Source organism: Klebsiella sp. F11 (assembly GCF_056712265.1).
This window is the reverse complement of record NZ_CM160060.1, coordinates 2,529,721-2,550,506: the sequence shown is the minus strand read 5'-3', so window position 1 is coordinate 2,550,506 and position 20,786 is coordinate 2,529,721. Positions and strand designations below refer to the sequence as shown.

Sequence of the window (20,786 nt, the reverse complement as noted above, 5' to 3'; positions counted from 1 at the left end):
AATTGCCGCCAGCTCCGGTGAAGATGAAATATGCAGAAAAGATTAAGCCGAAGTTTTAGCGCCGGGCGATCATCCTTCAGCGGGCGGCAAAATGGCGCCGATTTAGCGTCGAGGAGGCGGAAAATAATCAGCCCGCCGCAAAACCGCTAGCGGAAATATATTTATCCGCCGTCAACTCCCGCCGCCCGGCGATATTAGCCCCTCGCTTCGCGCGGCCAGACCTGCGGGAACAGCGGTGAAACCAGCGCGTCTCCATCTTTTAGCGTCAGCTCCGGGAACGGCGGCGAGGTCACGCCCCCGCGGTCCACAAAGGTGGCGTCGTCGCCCACCCAGCGGGCGGAGAAGACCCGCCGCGCCCGGGCCGTGGCGTTACCTCTGGCCCCGTGCACCGTCCGGTAGTGAAAGGCCACCGCGTCGCCCGGCTCCAGCGCCCAGCTGACGATATCGTACTCATCCTGATGAGCGTCAATATCCGGCAGCTCCTTAAAGCGACCGTGCTGGTAGAGCTTTGAGCCGTTGAAGCGGGTCGGGCTGAACTCCTCGCCCCACAGATGGGAGCCGCGGATACAGCGCAGTGAAATCTCCTGAGCAACCGGGTCCAGCGGGATCCAAAAGCTGACGTTCTGCCGCCCCTCAACGCAGTAGTAGGGCTGATCGTGATGCCAGGGGGTCACCGTGCTGCCGCCGGCCGGCTTGACCAGGGTATGCTCGTGGAAAAATTTCGCCGTAGTCGATTGCATCAGGGCGGCGGCGATCTCCGCCGCCGGAGACTGCCTGACAAACTGCTCAAAATCGGCGATCCGTGCCCAGTTGCAGTAATCCTGGAAAAAAGGCGCGGAGCCGTCTTTCGGCACCACGGTTCTGGCATGCCCGTACTCGCTGGGGCTGGCCATCAGTTCCGCCACGCCGCTCGCCAGGCCGTCGATCCACGGGGTGAATACGCCTTTGAGTAACACCACTCCATCCGTCTGATAGGTATCGATCGTCTGCCGGTCGATCTGCGGAGAACGCTGATTGTGCATAGCTAACCGTCCTGTGCTGGATAAATGATTGGATTGATGACGCCGGGCGTCAGCGGACTCAGGTTATTTAGCCAACAGCGAATGGTAAATTATTATAAAACGATTCTCGTAATAGAAATTTATGAGCCTTAGGGCCTGTCTCATCGGGCGTTAGTATTTTGTCGAGCGCTGTCCGGGTTCAAAATGACAAATAAAATAGCCACGCGCCAGGCTCTCAGGCGCGTGACAACAGATATCTTCCGCGTTATGCGCCGCTGGCTAAGCCAGCGCCGGAGTTAACTCAATGCTGCGACAATAGTCCATAAACAGCTGCGTTGGCCGGGTGGGTTCATTATTGGCGAGGTGCGCCATAATTAAGGTCGAAGCCGGCATCTGATCTTCAATATCCAGCTGCACCAGCCGTTCGCCGTCGTAGGTTATATCGCAAAGCGGCCGGGTGACTAATACCGAGAAACCTAACCCCTGGCCGACCATACAGCGCACCATTTCAATTGACGGCGAGCTGTAGGCCACCTGCGGGTGATAGCCCTTCTCTTTAAAAATGGTAATAAAATAATTTTTACTCGGTACCGCATCGAGCAAAATCATCGGCTCCTGGCTTAGCTCCTGCAGCGTAACGCTCTTTTTTTGCGCCAGCGGGTGGCTGGCCGGTAATAACGCATAGGGCTTATGCGGCGCATTAAGCGTCTCTTTACTGATCGAGTGGCCTAATTCCAGATCGTAGACCAGGGCTAAATCAAAACGACCGCGATGCAGGCCGTGCATTAATTCGTGCTGCTCGCCGTCGTAGAGCTGGAGGGTTATTTCGGGATACATCTTTTTAAACCCGGCCACCAGCTTTGGCATATACAGCGGCGCCACGGACTCAAAGCAGCCCACCGAAATGGTGCCGGAAACCAGCTCCCTGTCGGCGCGCGAGTTTTGCTCAAACTCCCAGGAGAGGCGCAGCAGTTCTTTAGCCTTCTCGTAAAAGCGACGCCCGCAGGGGGTGAGCGAAACGCCCTGCGCGTGGTGGCGAATAAACAGCTGCTGTTCGAAGGTGCTCTCAAGGTTTTTTATCGCAATCGAGATCGACGGCTGGGCAATATGCAGCTGTCGGGAGGCTTCGGCGATGCTTTCGGTCTCCACAACGGTCACAAGGTATTTAAGTTGTTTGAGCGTGAATCGCGTCATAGCCTTACCTTTTATGAAATATTGTCATACGCGGAAACGGCATAGTTTCCTGATATGCCGATTGCAAGCATCGTGCCATTCCCCGATAAAGGGGAACTTTCCCCGTGGGGCGAAGGAATTATTTATCTCGCCAGGCCGGCGACGATAATTAAAACGCGGCGTCTGCGGATCAACTGCACCAATATGAATCACAATGCACCAAATAAATCCTCCGCGCGCCCCAATATTGCACAACCGGCGATTTACCCGGCAATTTCGTTGGCCAATAACAGCAATTGTTTTTTTAATGTTTAGTCCTTGTTTCTCACTTATTGCTTTAAATTTATTGAAGTTAATCTGCCTATATAGTTTTTTTAAACTTAAAGACCAAAAATTTACTAATTGCCTGATGGCGAAGAGTACCAGCATAGTGTAATTGCCCGATAAATACCGGCGATGCCCCATTTTAGAACATCGGCATCGCCTTCATGTCCGTTAATTATGGCGAGTGAAATAGCCGATGATGTTTAACTGGAACTACATGTTAAGTCTGCTCAGCGACGCGGATTTTTGGCAGGCCACCTGGACCGTCATTAAACTGAGTCTGCTGACCTGGGGTTGCAGTATTGTGCTGGGCTTTATTCTCGCCCTCGCCAAGCAGTCGCCGCGCAGGCTCTTTAACGTCCCCGCCCGGCTCTATATCTGGCTGTTTCGCAGCCTGCCGCTGCTGGTGCTGCTGATTTTCGTCTATAACCTGCCGCAGGCGGTGCCCTCCTTCGCGGCGGTGCTCAACGATCCTTTCTGGGCCGGCCTGCTGGCGATGGTGCTCAGCGAAGCGGCCTACGTCGCCGAGATCCATCGCGGCGGCCTGCTGTCCATCGCCAAAGGCCAGGGCGAGGCCGCGCGAGCCTTAGGGCTGCGCTACGGCGGTACCCAGCGGCGGGTGATTATTCCCCAGGCGCTGCGGGTGGCGCTGCCGGCGCTGGCCAATGAGTATATTGCGATCGTCAAGCTCAGCTCGCTGGTTTCCGTTATCTCCCTGACCGAGATTTTGATGGTCGGCCAGCGTCTCTATTCGCAAAACTTTCTGGTGATGGAGACCATGGCGGCGGTGGCGTTCTACTACGTGCTGATCGTCACCGTTTTTGACTTCCTGCTGAAACGGCTGGAGAGCTGGCTCGACGTCACCCAGCGAAAAACCAACCGTCCGGTCGACGCCGGCATGCTGGCGCTGGCCACCGCCGCCCGCCCGGCCGCTGCCCGCAGCGCCGTCGCTAATCACCAGCCGGCGCTGCAGGCCTCGAAGCTGCATAAAGCCTACAACAACGTGGAAGTGCTGGGCGCCGTCAGCCTGCAGATCCAGCCCGGGGAAGTGGTGTCGGTGATCGGCCCCTCCGGCTCCGGCAAAACCACGCTTATTCGCCTGCTCAACGGCCTGGAGCAGATCGACAACGGCGAGATCCGCATCAACGGTCAGCCGTTTATCCACCTCGACCGCCAGGGAGTGCAGAAGCCGCGCTTTATGGAGAACGCCGAGCACCGGCTGAATATTGGCATGGTCTTTCAGAGCTTCAACCTGTTCCCGCATCTGACCGTATTCGGCAACCTGCTGCTGGCCCCGCGCTACCACCGGCTGGCGGCGGAGGCGGAGCTCAGGCAGCGCGCCTGCGAGCTGCTGCATAAGGTCGGCATGCTCGAACACGCGTGGAAATATCCGCACCAGCTCTCCGGCGGCCAGCAGCAGCGGGTGGCGATTGCCCGCGCCCTGATGATGCGCCCGCAAATCATGCTGTTCGATGAGCCGACCTCGGCGCTGGACCCGGAAAAGGTCAACGAGGTGCTCCAGGTTATCGAATCGCTGGCCGACGAGGGGATCACGATGGTTATCGTGACCCACGAGATGAATTTTGCTTTCAAAGTTTCTGACCGAATTGTCTTTATGGAAAAGGGGCGCGTGGTCTGTGACGACACGCCCCAGGCGATGCGCGACGGCAACCACCCGCGCGTTGACGCCTTCCTGAAAGACGTCTCTCTGGCTTAACCGCTCCGTTTGTGAAAGGAAAAAAATATGATCGCGCAGTGGCAAATCGAACAGTTTCATCAGCAGGGTTTTTTGGTGGTTGAGGGGGTGTTGTCCCCCTCAGAGATCGCCGGGCTTCAGCAGGATTTTGACGGCTGGGTGGAGGAGAGCCGCCGCCACGGCGACGCCTGGGGAGAGACCGAGGACGGCCGCCCGCGCTTCGACCTCGAAAGCGATCATCGCCCCGACCACCCGTCGCTGCGCCGCGTCAGCTCGCCGACCGAGATCTCCGCGGCCTACCGGCGCGCCGCGCTGGATTCGCGGATGGCGGCCATTGCCGCGCAGCTTATCGGCGGCAGCGGCACCCGCTTTCATCACAGCAAAATTAACTCCAAGCTGCCGCATACCGCCACCCAGGTGAAATGGCATCAGGATTTTCTCTTCACGCCGCACAGCAACGACGACATCATCACCGCCCTGCTGATGGTTAGCGACGTGACGCCGGAGAACGGCCCGCTGAACGTGGTGCCGGAAAGTCATAAGGGGCCGCTGTGGTCGCACTGGCAGGAGGAGCGCTTTACCGGCGCGGTCGATGACGAGGTGGTGGCGACCCGCTGTCAGCAGCCAGAGGCCTGCTTTGGCCCGTCCGGCTCGGTGTGCTTTATGCATACCCGCCTGCTCCACGCCTCCAGCCCCAATGAAACCGATCTGCCGCGAACCCTGTTTATCAGCGTTTACGCCGCCGAAGACGCTCTGCCGTTCGGCGATAACCCGCTGCCCAGCGTCCACGCCGGGCGGATGGTCGCCGGCACAGAGAGCGGGCTGGTACGCAGCGTCGCCAACCACGTTCGTCTGCCGCAGAAGCCGCGCGGCGCCTCATTCTTCGTACAGCAGGCCGGAAACGACCCTGCCAGCATGTGATTGCCCCCCACTTTGGAGATATGTTTATGAAACGCTTAACTACCCTGCTCCTCTGCACCTTTGGCGTACTCGGCGCGACTGGCGCCCAGGCGGCCTTTCAGCAGCCGGGGAAAATCATTGCCGGTTCGGATATGACCTTTTTCCCCTATGAGTATATTGAGAACAACAAGCCCGTCGGGTTTGATATCGAGTTTCTCGCCGGAATTGCCAAAACGATGGGCCGCGAGGCGGTCAATCTGGATACCCGCTTCCCGAATCTGATCCCCGGCCTGCAGGGCGGACGCTTCGATATCACCAACTCGTCGATGTATATCACCGCCGAACGAATGAAGGTTATCGATATGGTGCCGTACCTGAAAAGCGGCGAGTCGATCCTCGCCCTCAAGGGCGCCAGCTATCAGCCGAAGACGCCGGAAGAGTTTTGCGGCCATAAGATTGGCTCAATGGGCGCCACCTCGTGGCTGGCGCAGCTGCAAAAGCTCTCCGCCGACTACTGCGTGAAAAAAGGGCTGCCGCCGATTACGCTCAGCGAATACGCCACCGATCCGCAGACCACCCAGGCGCTGCTGTCGCGGGCGGTGGAGGCGCAGATCACCGATGCGGCGGTGGCGCGCGGCGTGGTCGACAAGCTGGGCGACCGGATTGTCATCTCCTCCACGACGCTGATCTACCCGGTGCTCAACGGCTTTGGGGTGAAAAAGGGCAACGCAGAGGTGAAAACCGCGCTTGAAGAGGGGCTGAAGAAGTTCAGCGCCACGCCGGAGTATGCCGCCCTGCTGAAAAAGTATAACTTCCAGCCGCCGACCGCGGCGGACCTCAATGACCTGATGCCGAAAGTGGAATAACGCCCGTGGCCTACTCTTTTGAAGAACAAACGCGTATCGATCTGGCGGCGGCGCTGCGCATTGTTGCTCACCTCGGCATGCACGAGGCGGTCGCCAACCACTTTAGCGCCGCCCTGTCGGCGGACGGCAAAACGTTCCTGCTCAACCCGAAGTGGCGGCACTTCTCGCGCATTCGCGCCAGCGATCTGCTGCTGCTGAACGCCGACGATGAAGATAACGCCCATCGCGCGGACGTTGACGCCACGGCGTGGGCGATCCACGGGCAGATTCACCAGCGGCTGCCGCAGGCCCGGGCAGTGCTGCATCTGCATCCGGTTTACGCCACCAGCGTCGCCTGCCTCGAGCAGCCGCAGATCCTGCCGATCGATCAAAACACCGCGCGCTACTTTCAGCGCGTGGCGGTCGATACGCTGTACGGCGGGATGGCGGACACCGCCGCCGAGGGGGCGCGGCTGGCGGGGCTGCTGGCGGACAAACGCCGTCTGCTGATGGGCAATCACGGGGTGCTGGTGACCGCCGGCTCCATCGGCGAGGGGTTTGACGATATCTGGACCCTCGAGCGTGCCTGCCAGATTCTGGTCACCGCCTGGTCAACCGGCCGGCCGCTAAAGGTGCTGTCCGATGAAGTGGCGGAGAAAACCGCCGCCGACTGGGAAAAAATCAGCGACTTTTCCCGTCAGCATTTTGAGGAGATGAAACAGCTGATGATTGACGCCGATCCTTCCCTGCTGGACTAAACTGCCCCAGGCACCTCCGGGCGCGCCCCGGGGGTGCCGCTTAGCGCTGCGCCAGCTGGCTGAATACCGCCTGAAGCGCCTCCGGCTTGCGCCAGCCCTGATGCAGATCCACCACCCGCCCGCGGCTATCTATCAGCACCGACGTCGGGGTGCCGATCACCTGATAGCGCTCCTGGGTTATTTTCAGCCGATCGCGCAGCACCGGATAGCTGATGCCGTGCTTTGCCAGCAGCGGCGCGATCTCGACGCTATCGGGATCGGTATTGACCGCCACCACCACCACCTTATCCGGCCAGCGCTGGCTCAGCGCCTGCAGGGTATCCATCTCCGCCAGGCAGCCGCCGCAGCCGGCGGACCAGAAGTTAAGATAGATAGCCTTGCCGCGCCAGCGCTCGAGGCTGGCCGCGTTATCCTGAAGATCGAAGGCCGCCAGCGCCGGCGCCGGCTCGCCGCGCGCCAGCTTCTCCTCTTTGCAGCCGACCAGCAGCGTCAGCAGCAGCATGATAATCACCTTAGGCATGCGCATGATGGTTTACCTCTTCGCCCAAATATTTACCGTGCTGCAGCCGCACGATGCGGTCGGCAAACTGCCCCAGCGCCGGGTTGTGGGTCACCATCACCACGGTGCGCCCCTGGCGGTGTAGATCGGTCAGCAGATCCAGCACCCGCTGCTCGTTTTCTTCATCGAGGTTGCCGGTCGGCTCATCGGCGAAAATGACCGGCGGCTCGTTGACAAGCGCCCGGGCGATGCAGACGCGCTGCTGTTCGCCGCCCGAAAGCTGGCTCGGCAGATGGGTCATGCGCTGCTCAAGACCAACCTGGGCCAGTACCGCCCGGGCGGCGGCCTCGTCCACCACGCTGTGGTAGTGCTGCGCCAGCATGATGTTTTCCAGCGCCGTCAGAAACGGGATCAGGTGAAACTGCTGGAAAACGAGGCCAATTTTCTGCGCGCGAAAGGCGCGGCGCCCCTCTTCGTCCAGCGCCGCCGCGTCGGTACCGTCGAGAATAACCTGACCTTCGCTGGCGGTATCCAGACAGGTGAGAATGTTCATCAGCGTCGTTTTTCCCGAGCCGGAGGCCCCCATAATGGCGACGAACTCGCCGCGGGCAATGCACAGATTAATATCCTCCAGCGCGGTGACCTCGCCAAATCGCTTATATAAATGACGGGTCTCAATTGCCATCTGACGCAAGGGCGTGACGGTCATGGCGTTACTCTCCTTTCAACACTTTCGCCGGTTCAACGCTTACCGCGCGCCGCACCGGAACAATGGCCGCCAGCGCGGCGACCAGTAAAGACAGCGCTAGGGTAATCGGCAGCACCGGCAGGCGCAGCGAGATGCTGGCATTAAATACCGTCATGCCCAGCAGCTGCGCCAGCAGATAGCCGAGCACCCAGCCGCAGACCACCGCCGCGAGGGTGATAATGCTGGTTTCCAGCAGCATCTGGCGGATGATATCGCCGTTGCTGGCGCCCAGCGCCTTTTGCAGGGCAAACTCGCGGGCGCGTTCGCCCACGATCGCCATCAGCGTGGTGTTCACGCACAGCGACGACAGCGCGAGGATGACCAGCGATACCAGCCCCATCAGCCCCTTGATTTTATCCAGCACCTGGCCTTCGGAGACCGAAACCTTGAGCACCGGGCGGATTTCGAGATCCGGGTACTGCTGCTGCAGCTGGCCGGCATAGCGATCCACCTGGCCGAGATCGTTGCTGACGCTCAGCAGGCCGTGGCTGATAACGCCGGGCTTATGCAGCCAGCCCTGGGCAACGTCGAGGCTGACGATCAGCATATTATCGGTGGCGTCTCCGGCTTCCACGATGCCTTTGACCAGCAGCTTTTTGCGCTGATTACCCGCCACCAGCGTCAGGCTATCGCCGAGGCGCAGATCCAGGCGCTGCGCCAGCTTGACGCCGATCATCGCGTTGCGATCGTCAAAGCTGACGCCGATCCAGCTGCCGCTCACCTGCCAGTAGGGCACCAGCTTTTGCAGCGACTCGAACCACACGCCGACCATCACCACCTTCTCCAGCTCGGTACGCGCCGTGCCGTACAGCCACGGGCTGGCGCCGTGGATAAGCCCCGGCGGCGCGGCGTCGAGGATCGCCTGCAGCTCGGGCTGCGGCATGCTGGTGCCGTGCCCGGGGCCGATATAGAAGTTGGCGCCGAAGGTGCGCAGCTCTTCGCTCATTTTGCTGTTAATGTCGAACCACACGGCAGAGAGCGCCGTAACGATGGTCGCCCCCACCGCCAGCGCGGCAAACACCACGCTCACCCGCTGCAGGCGCAGGCGCAGCGCCCGCCGCACCAGCAGCCACAGCATGTCGCGCTTAGCGGCCATACAGCACCTCCACGGGATAAAGACGGGCAATGCGCCGCGCCGGGAACCAGGTGCCGATTAACGCAATCAGCACCGCAATCACCAGCACGCAGGGGACCACCACCCAGGCAAAATTAAGCGGGGTGTCGAACAGCATCAGGCCAATCACCTTCGCCAGCCCCCATCCCGCCATGCAGCCAAACGCTCCGCCCACCAGGCCGCCGAGCGCCGCTTCAAGGTAAAACAGCAGCAGGATTTGCCACTGCCGCGCGCCCAGCGCTTTCATCAGGCCGATCTCTTTCGCCCGCTCCATAATGGTGCTGGTCATCAGCGAGGCGATCCCCATCGCGGCGGCGGCCAGCGCGGCTAAGGTTACGACGGCCATCAGCAGCTGAATTTTATCGATAACCACCCCTTCCGAGGCGGCAACCTGCCACACCGGCCGCACCTGAGCGCCGGAGATCGCCTCCTCCAGCTGATGGGCAATGGAAGAGACGTAGGCCGTGCAGTACCACAGGTCATACTCCTCGGCATTGAGCGCTTCCAGATTCTCGCGCGCCCGGCGCGAGAGCTCGTTCTCCGGCACCGTGAGCGCCGACACGCGAATCGCCTGCACTTTCCCCGGCAGGCCCAGCAGCCGCTGAACCACGGCCAGCGGCATCACCAGCTGCTTATCTTCATCGCCGCCGCTGGATAAAATGCCGCTCACCTCGACGGTTAGATCGCGCTCCGCGGTCCGCAGCGTCAGGCGATCGCCCGGCTTCCAGCCGTAGCTGCGCGCCAGCGCGTGGCCGACCAGCGCCTGCGGCAGCGGCCCCGGCGGCTCCTGCGGCCACTCTCCGACGACCTGCCAGTAGGGGCTGACCGTGCGCTGTCCGGTTTCATATCCCTCTTCGTCCGGTATCGCCACCGGCTGGCTGAAGAAGGTCCCCAGCAGCGGGACATCGTGACCGTTAACCTGCGCCTCGCCGCCGAGCATCGGGGCGAAGCCGACGATATTATTGCGCCAGAAGATATCTTTAATATTGGGCAGCTCCGACTCATCGAGGAAGTCATCGCTGGCCAGCGGGTTGCTTTGCTCGCTGAACAGCGCCGGCAGCGCGGCCTGCCCCGCCGGTTCAATCAGAATGTTGGCGCCGTAGGATTTCAGCTCGCGCGACATCTTATCGCCGATGTCGATAGAGACCGCCAGCAGGGCCGAAATCAGGCTGGCGGCGAGAAAAACGGTCAGCACCGCCAGCGCTTTTCGCCGCAGGTTGCGCCCCCAGGAGCGGTAGATCATTCGCCACAGCATCGCTACTCCTCCTTCACCGCGTCGGCAACGAACTGCTCCGGCGCCTGACGAAAACGGTCATAGTTGGCTTCGGAGGCGAAGAACCAGGTCTTACCGCCATAGCTGTATTTAAAGTCGGCCGCGGTATTGGTCAGGCTTGAGCCGTCCACCGGGTCGGTAACCTTGATGGTCAGCACCGTCGAGAAGTAGTTCACTCCCGTCGCCAGCGCGCTGCCGGGGATGGTCAGCTCGGTTTCATCGTTGCGCCAGCCGTCGATCGGCACCGGATTGCAGCCGCCGGGCTTGCCAATCGACGGGATAAAGATGTGTACCCCGCAGGCGACGCAAATCACCTGGTTGCCCTCCATCACGTACCCCTGATCGCCGCACAGCAGGCAGGCGTCGAACACCACGCCGAGGCGCAGCTTGTCGGGATAGCGGTTGATCACAAAAAAGCGCACCGCTTTACCGTCGTCCGCCACCCAGACGAAGCGGTGCAGCTTCCCGTCGCGGACCTGCTCAAGAGGAATATGCACCTGCCCGTCAGCGGCTAGCGTCACCGGCTGCGCTTCGGATAAGCGCGGCGGCTGCGAGGCTACCTGGTCCCACCACAGCTGACCACCGAAAATCACCAGCGCGCAGGCGACGGTGGTCAGCCACAGGCGGCCGGCGCCCCGGCGTTCGGCCAGCGCCAGCCGGCGCTCAATCGGCCGCTCGGCGGCCTTCACCGCCCGGGCGTAGCCGCGCAGCGCCGGCAGCCACAGCAGGCTCATCAGCAGCAGTATCGCGCCGGCGGCCCAGCTATAGAGCGCGGCATTATTGGTCACTTTGGCGACAAAGCTCAGCAGCGGCTTCAGCAGCGGTATCACCTGCAGCTTCATCAGCAGCAGCAGCAGCGTTCCGCTCAGCGGCAGCCACAGCAGCGTCATCAGCAGCAGGGTCAGCGGCCAGTAGAGCCAGCGCATCCGCCGTAGCAGCATCGCGCAGAGCGCGGCGGCGAGGCACAGCGTGGCCAGCGCGAGGACGATCGCCGTCAGGTTCAGCAGCAGATCGGTATTAAGGACGTGAGTTGAGGTCAGGCCGCTGAGGTTCGGATCCAGCCCCCAGCGGCGGGCGGCGCCGGCGACAAGAATCCCCTGCCACAGGTAGCGAATCCGCTGCGACGCCCACCAGAAGCTGAGCAAAAACAGCAGCGAAAGCAGAATTTCCGCGCCGACGAGGATCAGCTGCAGCGGCTGGCCGCCGCGAACGTAGAGCCCCGCCAGCAGGCCGGCGGCCAGCGCCGCGATCAGCGTCCAGGCCAGCGGACGCAGCGCTGGGGCGTCGCCGCGCCCCCAGAGCGCGGCGGACAGAAGCGCAATGCAGAAAAAGACCTGTAGCGTTGAGACGAAAAAATAGCTCATGACTTCAACTCTGTACGGCAGATAAATAACACGCCGCAGGATGACCGGCGGGCCATCCTGCGTAACAGCAGCGGCGTCCGTCGCCGCGAATAGGCAGATACGCCAGGGGCTTAGTTCAGGCCGACGTATTTAAACTCATAGCTAACGTCAAACGGCTTCCACCAGCGGCCGACGCCGGTTTCGCTATCGGTATGGCGGTGCATCCCGGCTTTTGACGGCGGGTCGATGTGGTAGGTCACCTTATAGTTACCGACGCCCATCATTTTGATATTGGCGCCGTAGTGCGGGCCATCGCTGGCCACCATTGGCATAAAGGTGCCTTCCTGCTTCTCGCCGGTGTCGCTGTTAACCAGGGTGTAGGCGATGGTCAGGTAAGGGATCCATTCCCCCGCGCCGAAGCCGTTTTTCCCCCCTTCCACCGCGTGAATGTCGGCTTCCAGATGAATATCCGATTTCGCCGCCGGCAGCCCCATGCCGCGGGGTTCCATATCGATCGGCTGGAGATAGACCGCCGCAAGCTCCATCTCATTCATGGTCACCGGTTCGCCCGCCGGGTACTCCTTAAAGGCCAGCGCCGCCGGGGCGGTGAAAATGCTGGCTACGGTGGCGCTGATAATCAGGGTCTTTTTAAAGGTCATCTGGCACATCCTCTCGTCTTAACATTAAAATAGTCAGAAGTTATTTTTTATACTTTCAGCCGGTGCCGGGCCGCGGCGACGCATGACCCACAGCGCAAACAGCGCCGCGATCAGCAATATCGCCTGCGGGATCAGGGTTTCGACATAGGGATAGACGCCCAGCCAGCCGATTTCCGGAATGCCGCCGATCAGCGTCGGCTGGAAGAGTTTGCCCTCCACCAGCTCCAGCACCCCTTTGCCAGCAAAAACGAATGCCATCAGGTACATAAAGCCGCCGGTGAACAGGAAGAAGGGTTTAAGCGGCAGCCGCACCACCGAGTAGCGCATCACCAGCCAGGCCACCAGCAGCACCACGCAGCCGATGATAAACCCGCCGCCAATGGCGAGATGGCCGCCAACGCCCTGCGCATCGCCGATCAGCGCGGCATAAAACAGCACCGTTTCCGCGCCTTCGCGGTAGACCGCGAGGAAGCTGGTCAGCCACAGCCCGACCAGCGAGCCGCGCGACAGCGAGTGGGAGAGTTTGCCCTCCAGCCAGGCTTGCCAGCGGCGGGCTTCAACTTTGGAGAGCAGCCAGTAGCTCATGAAGAACAGCATCACCACCGCGATCAGCATGGTAATGCCCTCCAGCAGCTCCCGGCTGGCGCCGGAGTTGGTAAACAGCAGCTGGAAGATAAACGCCGTCGCCACGCTGGCGACGAGGGCCACCACCACCGACTGGCGAATCAGCGGCAGCTTGTCGCGCTGGTCGTTTTTAATCAGATAGGCGACGATAGCCGCCACGATCAGCAGCGCCTCCAGCCCTTCGCGCACGATAATCATCAGGCTGTAGAGCAGCAGGCTCCAGTGGGTCTCTTCCCCCTCCCCGAGCAGCGCGACCGCTTTTTGCAGATCCTGCGCCAGGGCGGCGGCCTGCGCCGTCAGCTGTTCCTGCGGCTGGCCGGCCTTCATCAGGCTGACCATGCGGGTGAAGTAGGCCTCAAGGGTGGTTTTGAACGCCGCGTCGCGGGAGCCGATTTTGTTCTCCATGCCGCTGGCTTCGAAGCGGTCGAAGTAGCTATCCTGGATATCCTGAATGGCGCCCTCCGCTTCGCCGCGCTGATAGCGCGCCAGGGCGGCGTCGATGCTGCGATTAATTCCCTCCGCCACGCTGGCCCAGTCGGCGTTCGGCACGGAGGCGTCCGCCGCCGCCGGATTAGCCTGCGCCGCGTCGTCGCGGGTGCCCGGCAGGCCGGGCAGAAGGTCTTCCAGATCCTGCAGCAGCGCGGTGACCTGGTACGATACGTCGTTCAGCCGTTCCGGCTGCGCCGTCAGCGCGATCAGGGCGGTAAACTGCTGGTTAATCGCCGCCGCCTCCTTCGCCGAGCGATTCTTACGCACCGCGATTTCCATTTCCGAGTTTTTGAAACCCTGGTAGTGCGCCTGCTGGACCTGCTGGCTGGCGAGATCGTAGCGACCGGCCTGATACTCGCTCACCGCCTGCGCCAGACGATCGTCGATGGTGCGGAAGCTCTCCTGCCACTGCGCCGCGATATCGTCCCGCGATAAGGCGCTATGCTGCTCCTCGGCCACCAGACGATGCCCGCCGTCCAGCACCGGTTCAACTTCGCGCAGCGCCTGCTTCAGGCCATCGATACGCGCCTGCACCGCGTCCTGCGGTTTACCCTCGGCAATCATCCGCCGAATGTCGCCGAAGGTACTCTCCATCTCATAGCTTTTACGCGCCGAAAAATTAATGCGAATCGGCCCTTCGAGGTTTTCGAACACTTCGAAATAGGCACTCTGCACCTCCCGGCGCGCCTCGTCGTTTTTCTGCTGCTGGTACAGCTGCGCCGTTTTATCCAGCCGCTGCTCGATATCCTCGATGTAGGGGGCATAGTGGGTCTGCGCCAGCGCGGAGGCGCTGAACAGGAGGCTAAAAAACATAGCCAGCAGGAAAGAACGGGGGGCAATCATTGCGCCTTCCATCGAATTTAATGATAATAATTATCATTGGCGTTTTTGCTTTCGATGTACATGACGCAGATCATGAAAATGTCAAAGCGTGAAAATTTGTGTCAGATATTGCAAAGCACACGACGTTAATAGCGCGCGGCGTCGGCGGCTAATTGTGCCGGATCCTGCTGCAGTCGCTGGAGAAATTTACCGTAGCCCTGCGGCCCCATCCAGTAATTAATACTCTTCTCAACGCCGTTTGAGGTTAAGGTCGCCCCGCTAATACCATCGACCGTATAATCGTCGCGCCGTCCGCCGCTATTCTGCGTCACCTTCAGCGCCGGCTGGCCGTTATTATCGCGTATTTTTTTACCCGCCCACTGCCTGAGCCACTGCGGGTCCTCCACCCTCGCGCCGAGCAGCGGCGACTCGTTTTGCCGGTAGTACAGCAGATCATTCACCGTGCGGCCGTCGGTATCGATGGCCACCAGCGCGTACATCATCGACTTCGCGCCCTTGCCGAAAACGGGCAGAATAAGCTGCTGAATTGTGTTGTGATTATCATGAACGAGGTAGATATCGACCAGAGCGCAGCGCTGCCTGATTTGCGCCGGATCGTCGGCCGCCGGCAGGCTGACGCAGCGTTTTTGCGCAGCGCTCCCCTTACCCGCCGCCAGCAGCTCGCCGCTATCGAGATTAAGCTGACGGACGCTAACCCGGCGCTGAAACAGCGCTCTTTGCGCCTGCGGATCGCGCGGGCTGCCGGCATCGAGTCCGGCAACCTTGAGAACGGCTGCGGCGGTTTCATCGCCGTCGGGCTCGGCAAAATTGTCCTTAAGCAGTAAAAAATAGCCGCCGGCGGCGGCAAAAAATAAAATACAAAAAACCATCAAAGATAAAACAATAATTTTACGTTTAGCCATGAGTCTATTATCCCCGTTGCCCGATACCTATCGATCGCTACCTGCGACATAGCTTGCAATTATTTTCGCCCCGCTGTCCAGCCCGGCGTCATCTGACCCATCCCGGATAAATAAAACGCTTTTCACCGGCAAAATTAACCAACGGCGCGCCGGATAAATATATTTAAGAGCGCATAAAAACGCCCCTTAAATAAGGATTAAATAGTATTAAGCGCGCCGCCGCTCTATTTTTTGGCAACAAGATAGCGCCCCTCATCCGGCCGGCACCGTGCGCCCGCAGGAAGCCTGTCGGCAGGGATAAAAAAATCGTCCGGACTCTGGTTTTTCTTAGGAGTAATCTTATAATCGAGGGATAAAAATTCACCTGCCAGCAGCACCCTGAGAAAGGCGAGAACCATGTCCAGACCTACTGCGCTGTACGTTCCTCACGTTTTGAGCGCGGCGGATATCGCGCCGGAAGAGCGTTATCAGCAAATATCGCAAAATCTCGGCTGCTATGGGATAGAAGTGGCCAACGACCGCCGCCCGGCAGAGATTATTGCCACGCATAAGACTATATCCGCTATTTCCGGCGACTATTGTAGCGCGATGGGTTCTAAAAATCAGACCACCTTCGATCCTCATCGCGTCGAAGAGCAGTCGATCTATATTTCGCTGCTGGTGCAGGGGCATCAGGTTATTAACGGCAGAAAGAAATCCGTGACCGCGCAGGTGAATCCGGGAATGCTGATTGTTCATCAGCGCAATGACTATTATCAGTATCAGAGCGACGACGTGAAGCAGCTCTATATCATTCCGCGCAGCGAGAAAATAAAAGAAGTTTTTAACGGCAAGCTTAATAGTCCGATTGTTTCACTGGAGAATCATCATCTGGCGATGTTTCTGAAATCGCATATGATGCTGCTCGATAGCCATTCTGCCAGCCTGTCGCAGAAAGAGACGGCGACCGTTGTCGAAGGTCTGCACAATATGGCGCTATTGGTACTGAGCGATATCGCGAAACAGCAGGGATTAATGTCATCAGGAAAGCTGGGGCATCTGGTGAATAGCGCAAAATCGTTTATCGCCCTGCACTATCAGCAGCACGATCTCTCCCCGGATCTGCTGTCGAAAGCGCTCCGCTGCTCGCGATCCAGCCTTGACCGCGCCTTCAACGAACAGGGAACCTCGGTCATGGCGGTGCTCAAAGAGCGGCGTTTAGAGGCCGCACGCGAACTGCTGGAAAATGCGCCTCAGCTGCGGGTCGAACAAATTTCGTGGCTGTGCGGGTTTATCAGCCATCCGTTATTCAGTAAAAGCTTCCGCGAAAAATATCACGCATCGCCGAAGGCCTGGCGCGAAAACTATCATAAAGCAGATTAATATCCCGCTGGCGCTGTGCGTCAGCGCTGGCGGAAGGATTTAAAGCGCATTGCCCGGCGTTCTTTAATATAGCTCAGCAGGCTATAGACGGAAATGCCCAGCAGGGCCACGGCGACGATCGCTAAAATGATTACGCTGATGTTCATTATGATTTTCTCCACATCATTTAGAATAAGCTTTTTATCATAATGATTCTCACTTCAGCCACCAGTCACGCCAGCCTCAACTCTGTTCTCTGCCCCTCATTTTCAGCCGCGCCGCAGACGCTTGATCTTCTTCGATATGGAGCGCAGCATGGTTCGGCAAACCTAACAAAATAACAACACTATCCGCCCACCACAGGAGAGACTCAGTGCCTACCGGACATCGTATTCAGGCTACGGATCTGCATCAGTTTGTCGTCACCCTCTTCAGCCGCCTCGGCAGCGCCGCCAGCGAAGCGACCCTCGTCGCCGACCATCTGATTGCCGCCAACCTTGCCGGCCACGACTCGCACGGCGTCGGGATGATCCCGAGCTACGTGCGCTCCCTGGCCGGGGGACACCTGCAGCTTAACCGCCATGCCAGCATTATGAAGGACGCCGGTGCCGTTGTGACTCTCGACGGCAACGCCGGGTTCGGGCAGGTGGTCGCCCACGAGGCGATGCAGATCGGTATCGAAAAAGCCAAACGACACGGTATGGCCGCCGTGGCCCTGCGCAACGCCCACCATATTGGCCGCATCGGCTACTGGGCCGAGCAGTGCGCCGCGGCGGGCATGATCTCCATCCACTTCGTCAGCGTCGTCGGCGACCCGATGGTGGCGCCGTTTCGCGGCAAGGACAGCCGCTTCGGCACCAACCCGCTGTGCGTGGTGTTTCCGCGCGAGGGCCAACCGCCGCTGCTGCTGGACTACGCCACCAGCGCCATCGCCTTTGGCAAGACCCGCGTGGCCTGGCATAAAGGCGAAGCGGTGCCGGCGGGTTCGTTAATCGATGCTCATGGCGAGCCGACAAACGACCCGGCGGTAATGCAGACCTCGCCGCTGGGCGCGCTGCTGACCTTTGCCCAACATAAAGGCTACGCCCTGGCGACGCTGTGCGAAATCCTCGGCGGCGCGCTATCCGGCGGCCAGACAACCCACCAGGATAGCCTGCAAACCTGCGTCGACGCCATTTTCAACTGTATGACCACCATTATTCTGGACCCGGAAACCTTCGATGCTCCGCAAATGCAGAGCCAGACCGAGGCCTTTATCGCCTGGTGTAAGGAGTCGCCGCACGATCCGGACGCCCCGATTCTGGTGCCCGGAGAATGGGAACAGGCCAACCGTCAGGAGCGGCTGGCGCGAGGTATTCCGCTGGATGAGGGCAGCTGGCAGGCCATCTGCAGCGCGGCGCAGGAAGCCGGTTTAGCCCCACAAACTCTGGAGCACTTCCGGCAAAAAATGGCCTGACCTCCCGCCCTGCGCCCCTTCCTTCGCGCCGCCCGCCGGCGCGTCGGGCCGCTCGTCATCGTCAGCAGTGACGACATCGCAACGAACCGGCGCCCGTAACTTAATTTGTTACGTTGTCACTCAAACCTGTCCGGCGGCAGCAGCTTTTCCACCAGCGCCGTCCACATCAGCACCCCGGGCTCGATCAGGTCGTCGTTGAAATCATAGCCGGCGTTATGCAGCGGTTTTGACGGCGTCTCGCCATCGGTACCGATCCAGAAATAGGCGCCGGGACAGGCTTCCAGCATGCAGGCAAAATCTTCCGAAGCCATTGACGGACTGACCTCGGCGTTCACCGCCGACTCGCCCAGCGCAGCAACCGCCGCGTCGCGCACGCTCAGGGCCTGCGCCGGATGGTTGCGGGTGACCGGATAGCCGGGATACCAGAGAATCTCCCCCTGCACGTCGGAGACCTGCGGCTGCGTCGCCACGTAGCGCTCAATCAGCCCTTTAACCCGCTCGCGAACCGGATTGCTCAGGCAGCGGAAGGTGCCGCGCAGCACCACTTTATCCGGCAGAACGTTGATCGCCTCCCCGCCGCTAATCTGCGTAATGCTAACCACCGCCGACTCCTGCGGCGACAGGCGGCGCGACGGGATCGTCTGCAGCGCCATGATAAGCTGCGCGGCGGCGACGATCGGATCGGCCCCGCTCTCCGGCATCGCCGCGTGGCAGCTTTTGCCGGTCAGGGTGATTTCGAAGGCATCGAGGGAGGCCATCATCGCGCCGCTGTTAAGCGCCACCTGCCCCAGCGGGAGCCCCGGCCAGTTGTGCAGGGCGTAGATGGCGTCCATCGGAAACAGGGTAAACAGCCCCTCTTCGACCATTTTGCGCGCGCCGCCGAGGTTCTCCTCCGCCGGCTGAAAGACAAAATGCACCGTGCCGCGAAAGCGACGGGTCCGTGCCAGATGCGCCGCCGCGGCCAGCAGCATTGCGGTATGGCCGTCGTGGCCGCAGGCGTGCATCACGCCGGGATTGCGGGATTTGTAGCTGACCTCGCCGAGTTCGGTAATCGGCAGAGCGTCCATATCGGCGCGCAGGCCAATAACCGGACCAGGGCCGTTCTCCAGGGTCGCCACCACCCCCGTTCCCGCCAGCCCCGTATGCACCTGCAGGCCAAACGAGGCCAGCAGTTCGGCGACGCGACGGGAGGTTTTCTGTTCCTGGTAGCCCAGTTCAGGGTGAGCATGAAAATCGCGTCGCCAGCCAATAGCCTCGGCGATGGATGAAGGCGATACTGCCATGTCGTACTCCTTTCCTGCACAGCATCAGCGCTGAGCGAGGGTTGTTATCGGTATGCATTTTATCCATGCGCCCCGCGAGCGCCGGGCTGCTCTATGAGTTATATCCTTTCGCCCGCGCGCTGACAACTCTCGCTAAACGTCCGCCCGGCGGCCTTTGGCGAGCGGCGCGGCCCTCTTCTCAATTAATGGTAGCCATTTCAACGGTGACAGAAGCCATATGATTAACTAATATGCAGGGCTGTTGGCAATTCGCCAGATTATCCACCTGTTGACTTCCGTTATCGGGAATAAAATGTTTAACCCAGACCACAATCGCCTGGCGCCCACGCTGGCGATGATCATGGCCGCCTCGCTGGTCGGTTTTATCACCGGCTATACGGTGCCGCTTATCAGCCTTGAGCTGGCGCAGCAGCAAATTGACACCGTCTATGTTGGCCTGCTGGCCGCGCTGCCGCCGGCGGGCATGATGCTCTCCTCCTTCCTTTCTCCCATGCTGTGCCGCCGTTTTGAGATGGGCGTACTGCTCAGCGCGAGCCTGATCCTGCTGGCCCTGGCGACGATAGCCTCCTGCCTGACCGTCGATCTGACCCAGCTCCTGCTACCGCGCTTTCTGACCGGCCTCGCCTCGGGGGTGATTATCGTGCTGGGTGAGAGCTGGATCACCGGCGGCGCGGCGGGGAAAAATCGCGCCGCCCTGACCGGGATTTACGCTTCGGCCTTTACCGGCTGCCAGCTGGCCGGGCCGCTGCTCATCTCCGCCGGCCCCGACTATCAGTCATGGACGCTGCTGGCGATCTGCGCTCTCACCGCCCTGTGCCTGTTTATGCTGCGCCACCTGCCGGGCGGCAGCCGCGAGAGCCTCGCCGAACGCGCCAGCTGGCGCAGCCTCGGCGCATTTTTGCCGGTTCTGGCCTCCGGCGTATTCTGCTTTTCCTTCTTCGATGCCAGCATCCTGGCGCTGCTGCCGCTGTACGGCATGGATAAGGGGCTAAACGAGTCGATGGCGGTGCTGCTGGTGACGGTGGTGCTGACCGGCGATGCGCTATTTCAGGCGCCGCTGGGCTGGGTTGCCGATAAGTTTGGCATCCGCCGCGTGCACCTCAGCTGCGCGCTGGTGTTCTGCCTCGCCCTGCTGGCGCTGCCTTTCCTGCTCGGCTCGCGCATTCAGCTGATTGCCGGCTGCCTGGTGCTCGGGGCGGCGGCGGGCGCGCTCTATACCCTGTCGCTGGTGCGCGCCGGTAAGACCTTCTCCGGGCAGAAGCTGATCATGATAAACGCGCTGCTCGGGTTCTTCTGGTCGGCGGGCAGCGTTGCCGGGCCGGTGGTCAGCAGCCTGGCGATCGGCGTTTCGGGATATGACGGCCTGATAATCACCCTCTTCGCCAGCGGCCTGCTGTTCCTGCTGATTCAGAGCCTGGGTAAGAGTGAAAAAACGCTGCTGGCCAACGCGCGCGAAGCGGCCATCGAGGAAGCAGAGGAAGCGAGCGAAGCGGCAGGATGATAAAGCGGCCATCC

The 20,786-nt window shown here is 60.6% G+C and carries 20 protein-coding genes; 8 read left to right on the top strand and 12 right to left on the bottom strand.

All coding sequences use genetic code 11. The features are described from left to right. Positions 1–194: 194 nt before the first annotated feature. Together AC1M2H_RS12675 and AC1M2H_RS12670 are read right to left on the bottom strand one after the other, a co-directional pair. Positions 195–1,022, bottom strand: a complete 828-nt coding sequence (locus AC1M2H_RS12675; protein WP_480151596.1) for a phytanoyl-CoA dioxygenase family protein — start codon at positions 1,020–1,022, stop codon at positions 195–197. 258 nt (positions 1,023–1,280) lie between these two features. Then, on the bottom strand, positions 1,281–2,195 hold the full coding sequence (locus AC1M2H_RS12670; protein ID WP_480151595.1) for a LysR family transcriptional regulator: 915 nt from the start codon (positions 2,193–2,195) through the stop codon (positions 1,281–1,283). A 54-nt stretch (positions 2,196–2,249) separates the two neighbouring features. On the opposite strand from AC1M2H_RS12670, the gene AC1M2H_RS12665 reads away from it, so the two are divergent. The 5 genes from AC1M2H_RS12665 (at position 2,250) to AC1M2H_RS12645 (ending at position 6,697) form a co-directional block, all read left to right on the top strand. After that, positions 2,250–2,489: a hypothetical protein gene (locus AC1M2H_RS12665; RefSeq protein ID WP_480151594.1), complete on the top strand. Its 240-nt coding sequence runs from the start codon at positions 2,250–2,252 to the stop codon at positions 2,487–2,489. A 205-nt stretch (positions 2,490–2,694) separates the two neighbouring features. Further along, positions 2,695–4,215, top strand: a complete 1,521-nt coding sequence (locus AC1M2H_RS12660) for an amino acid ABC transporter permease/ATP-binding protein (RefSeq protein ID WP_480151593.1) — start codon at positions 2,695–2,697, stop codon at positions 4,213–4,215. A 27-nt stretch (positions 4,216–4,242) separates the two neighbouring features. Next, positions 4,243–5,115, top strand: coding sequence for a phytanoyl-CoA dioxygenase family protein (locus AC1M2H_RS12655; RefSeq protein WP_480151592.1), 873 nt, complete (start codon positions 4,243–4,245; stop codon positions 5,113–5,115). Between the two features lie 26 nt (positions 5,116–5,141). Next, entirely contained in the window at positions 5,142–5,960 is an 819-nt protein-coding gene (locus AC1M2H_RS12650; RefSeq protein ID WP_480151591.1) for an ABC transporter substrate-binding protein, read from the top strand. 5 nt (positions 5,961–5,965) lie between these two features. Then, the gene (locus AC1M2H_RS12645) at positions 5,966–6,697 is read left to right on the top strand and encodes a class II aldolase and adducin N-terminal domain-containing protein (protein ID WP_480151590.1); all 732 of its coding nucleotides are present in this window, start codon (positions 5,966–5,968) and stop codon (positions 6,695–6,697) included. 40 nt (positions 6,698–6,737) lie between these two features. Here the strand turns inward: AC1M2H_RS12645 and AC1M2H_RS12640 are convergent, their stop codons facing one another. The 8 genes from AC1M2H_RS12640 to nqrC form a co-directional block, all read right to left on the bottom strand. Beyond that, positions 6,738–7,223 (bottom strand): TlpA family protein disulfide reductase, encoded by a 486-nt coding sequence (locus AC1M2H_RS12640; RefSeq protein WP_159235813.1) that lies wholly within the window; start codon positions 7,221–7,223, stop codon positions 6,738–6,740. Further along, the gene (locus AC1M2H_RS12635) at positions 7,210–7,905 is read right to left on the bottom strand and encodes an ABC transporter ATP-binding protein (RefSeq protein ID WP_426814516.1); all 696 of its coding nucleotides are present in this window, start codon (positions 7,903–7,905) and stop codon (positions 7,210–7,212) included. The genes AC1M2H_RS12640 and AC1M2H_RS12635 overlap by 14 nt, the downstream gene beginning before the upstream one ends. Before the next feature lie 4 nt (positions 7,906–7,909). Then, positions 7,910–9,040, bottom strand: a complete 1,131-nt coding sequence (locus AC1M2H_RS12630; protein WP_480151589.1) for an ABC transporter permease — start codon at positions 9,038–9,040, stop codon at positions 7,910–7,912. Further along, a complete protein-coding gene (locus AC1M2H_RS12625; protein WP_480151588.1) occupies positions 9,030–10,313 on the bottom strand; it encodes an ABC transporter permease in 1,284 nt (427 codons plus the stop codon). Before AC1M2H_RS12625 ends, AC1M2H_RS12630 begins: the two co-directional genes overlap by 11 nt. 2 nt (positions 10,314–10,315) lie before the next feature. Continuing rightward, positions 10,316–11,695 carry a Fe-S-containing protein gene (locus AC1M2H_RS12620; protein WP_480151587.1) on the bottom strand — a complete coding sequence of 460 codons (1,380 nt, stop codon included), beginning with the start codon at positions 11,693–11,695 and terminating at the stop codon, positions 10,316–10,318. Between the two features lie 110 nt (positions 11,696–11,805). Continuing rightward, positions 11,806–12,333, bottom strand: coding sequence for an iron transporter (locus tag AC1M2H_RS12615; RefSeq protein ID WP_480151586.1), 528 nt, complete (start codon positions 12,331–12,333; stop codon positions 11,806–11,808). Between the two features lie 33 nt (positions 12,334–12,366). Then, entirely contained in the window at positions 12,367–14,289 is a 1,923-nt protein-coding gene (locus AC1M2H_RS12610; RefSeq protein ID WP_480151585.1) for an FTR1 family iron permease, read from the bottom strand. Positions 14,290–14,414: 125 nt separating this feature from the next. Next, a complete protein-coding gene (nqrC, locus tag AC1M2H_RS12605; RefSeq protein ID WP_480151584.1) occupies positions 14,415–15,191 on the bottom strand; it encodes an NADH:ubiquinone reductase (Na(+)-transporting) subunit C in 777 nt (258 codons plus the stop codon). 396 nt (positions 15,192–15,587) lie between these two features. Between nqrC and AC1M2H_RS12600 the strand changes: the two genes are divergently transcribed. Next, positions 15,588–16,553 (top strand): helix-turn-helix domain-containing protein, encoded by a 966-nt coding sequence (locus tag AC1M2H_RS12600; RefSeq protein WP_480151583.1) that lies wholly within the window; start codon positions 15,588–15,590, stop codon positions 16,551–16,553. A 20-nt stretch (positions 16,554–16,573) separates the two neighbouring features. On the opposite strand, the gene AC1M2H_RS12595 is transcribed toward AC1M2H_RS12600, so the two are convergent. Then, positions 16,574–16,693 carry a small membrane protein gene (locus AC1M2H_RS12595; RefSeq protein ID WP_480151923.1) on the bottom strand — a complete coding sequence of 40 codons (120 nt, stop codon included), beginning with the start codon at positions 16,691–16,693 and terminating at the stop codon, positions 16,574–16,576. 212 nt (positions 16,694–16,905) lie between these two features. Here AC1M2H_RS12595 and AC1M2H_RS12590 point away from each other — a divergent pair, with 212 nt between their 5' ends. Then, positions 16,906–17,988 (top strand): malate/lactate/ureidoglycolate dehydrogenase, encoded by a 1,083-nt coding sequence (locus tag AC1M2H_RS12590; RefSeq protein ID WP_480151582.1) that lies wholly within the window; start codon positions 16,906–16,908, stop codon positions 17,986–17,988. A 116-nt stretch (positions 17,989–18,104) separates the two neighbouring features. On the opposite strand, the gene AC1M2H_RS12585 is transcribed toward AC1M2H_RS12590, so the two are convergent. Next, a complete protein-coding gene (locus AC1M2H_RS12585; protein ID WP_480151581.1) occupies positions 18,105–19,271 on the bottom strand; it encodes a M20 aminoacylase family protein in 1,167 nt (388 codons plus the stop codon). A 292-nt stretch (positions 19,272–19,563) separates the two neighbouring features. Between AC1M2H_RS12585 and AC1M2H_RS12580 the strand changes: the two genes are divergently transcribed. After that, positions 19,564–20,772: an MFS transporter gene (locus tag AC1M2H_RS12580; RefSeq protein ID WP_480151580.1), complete on the top strand. Its 1,209-nt coding sequence runs from the start codon at positions 19,564–19,566 to the stop codon at positions 20,770–20,772. Positions 20,773–20,786: the final 14 nt, after the last annotated feature.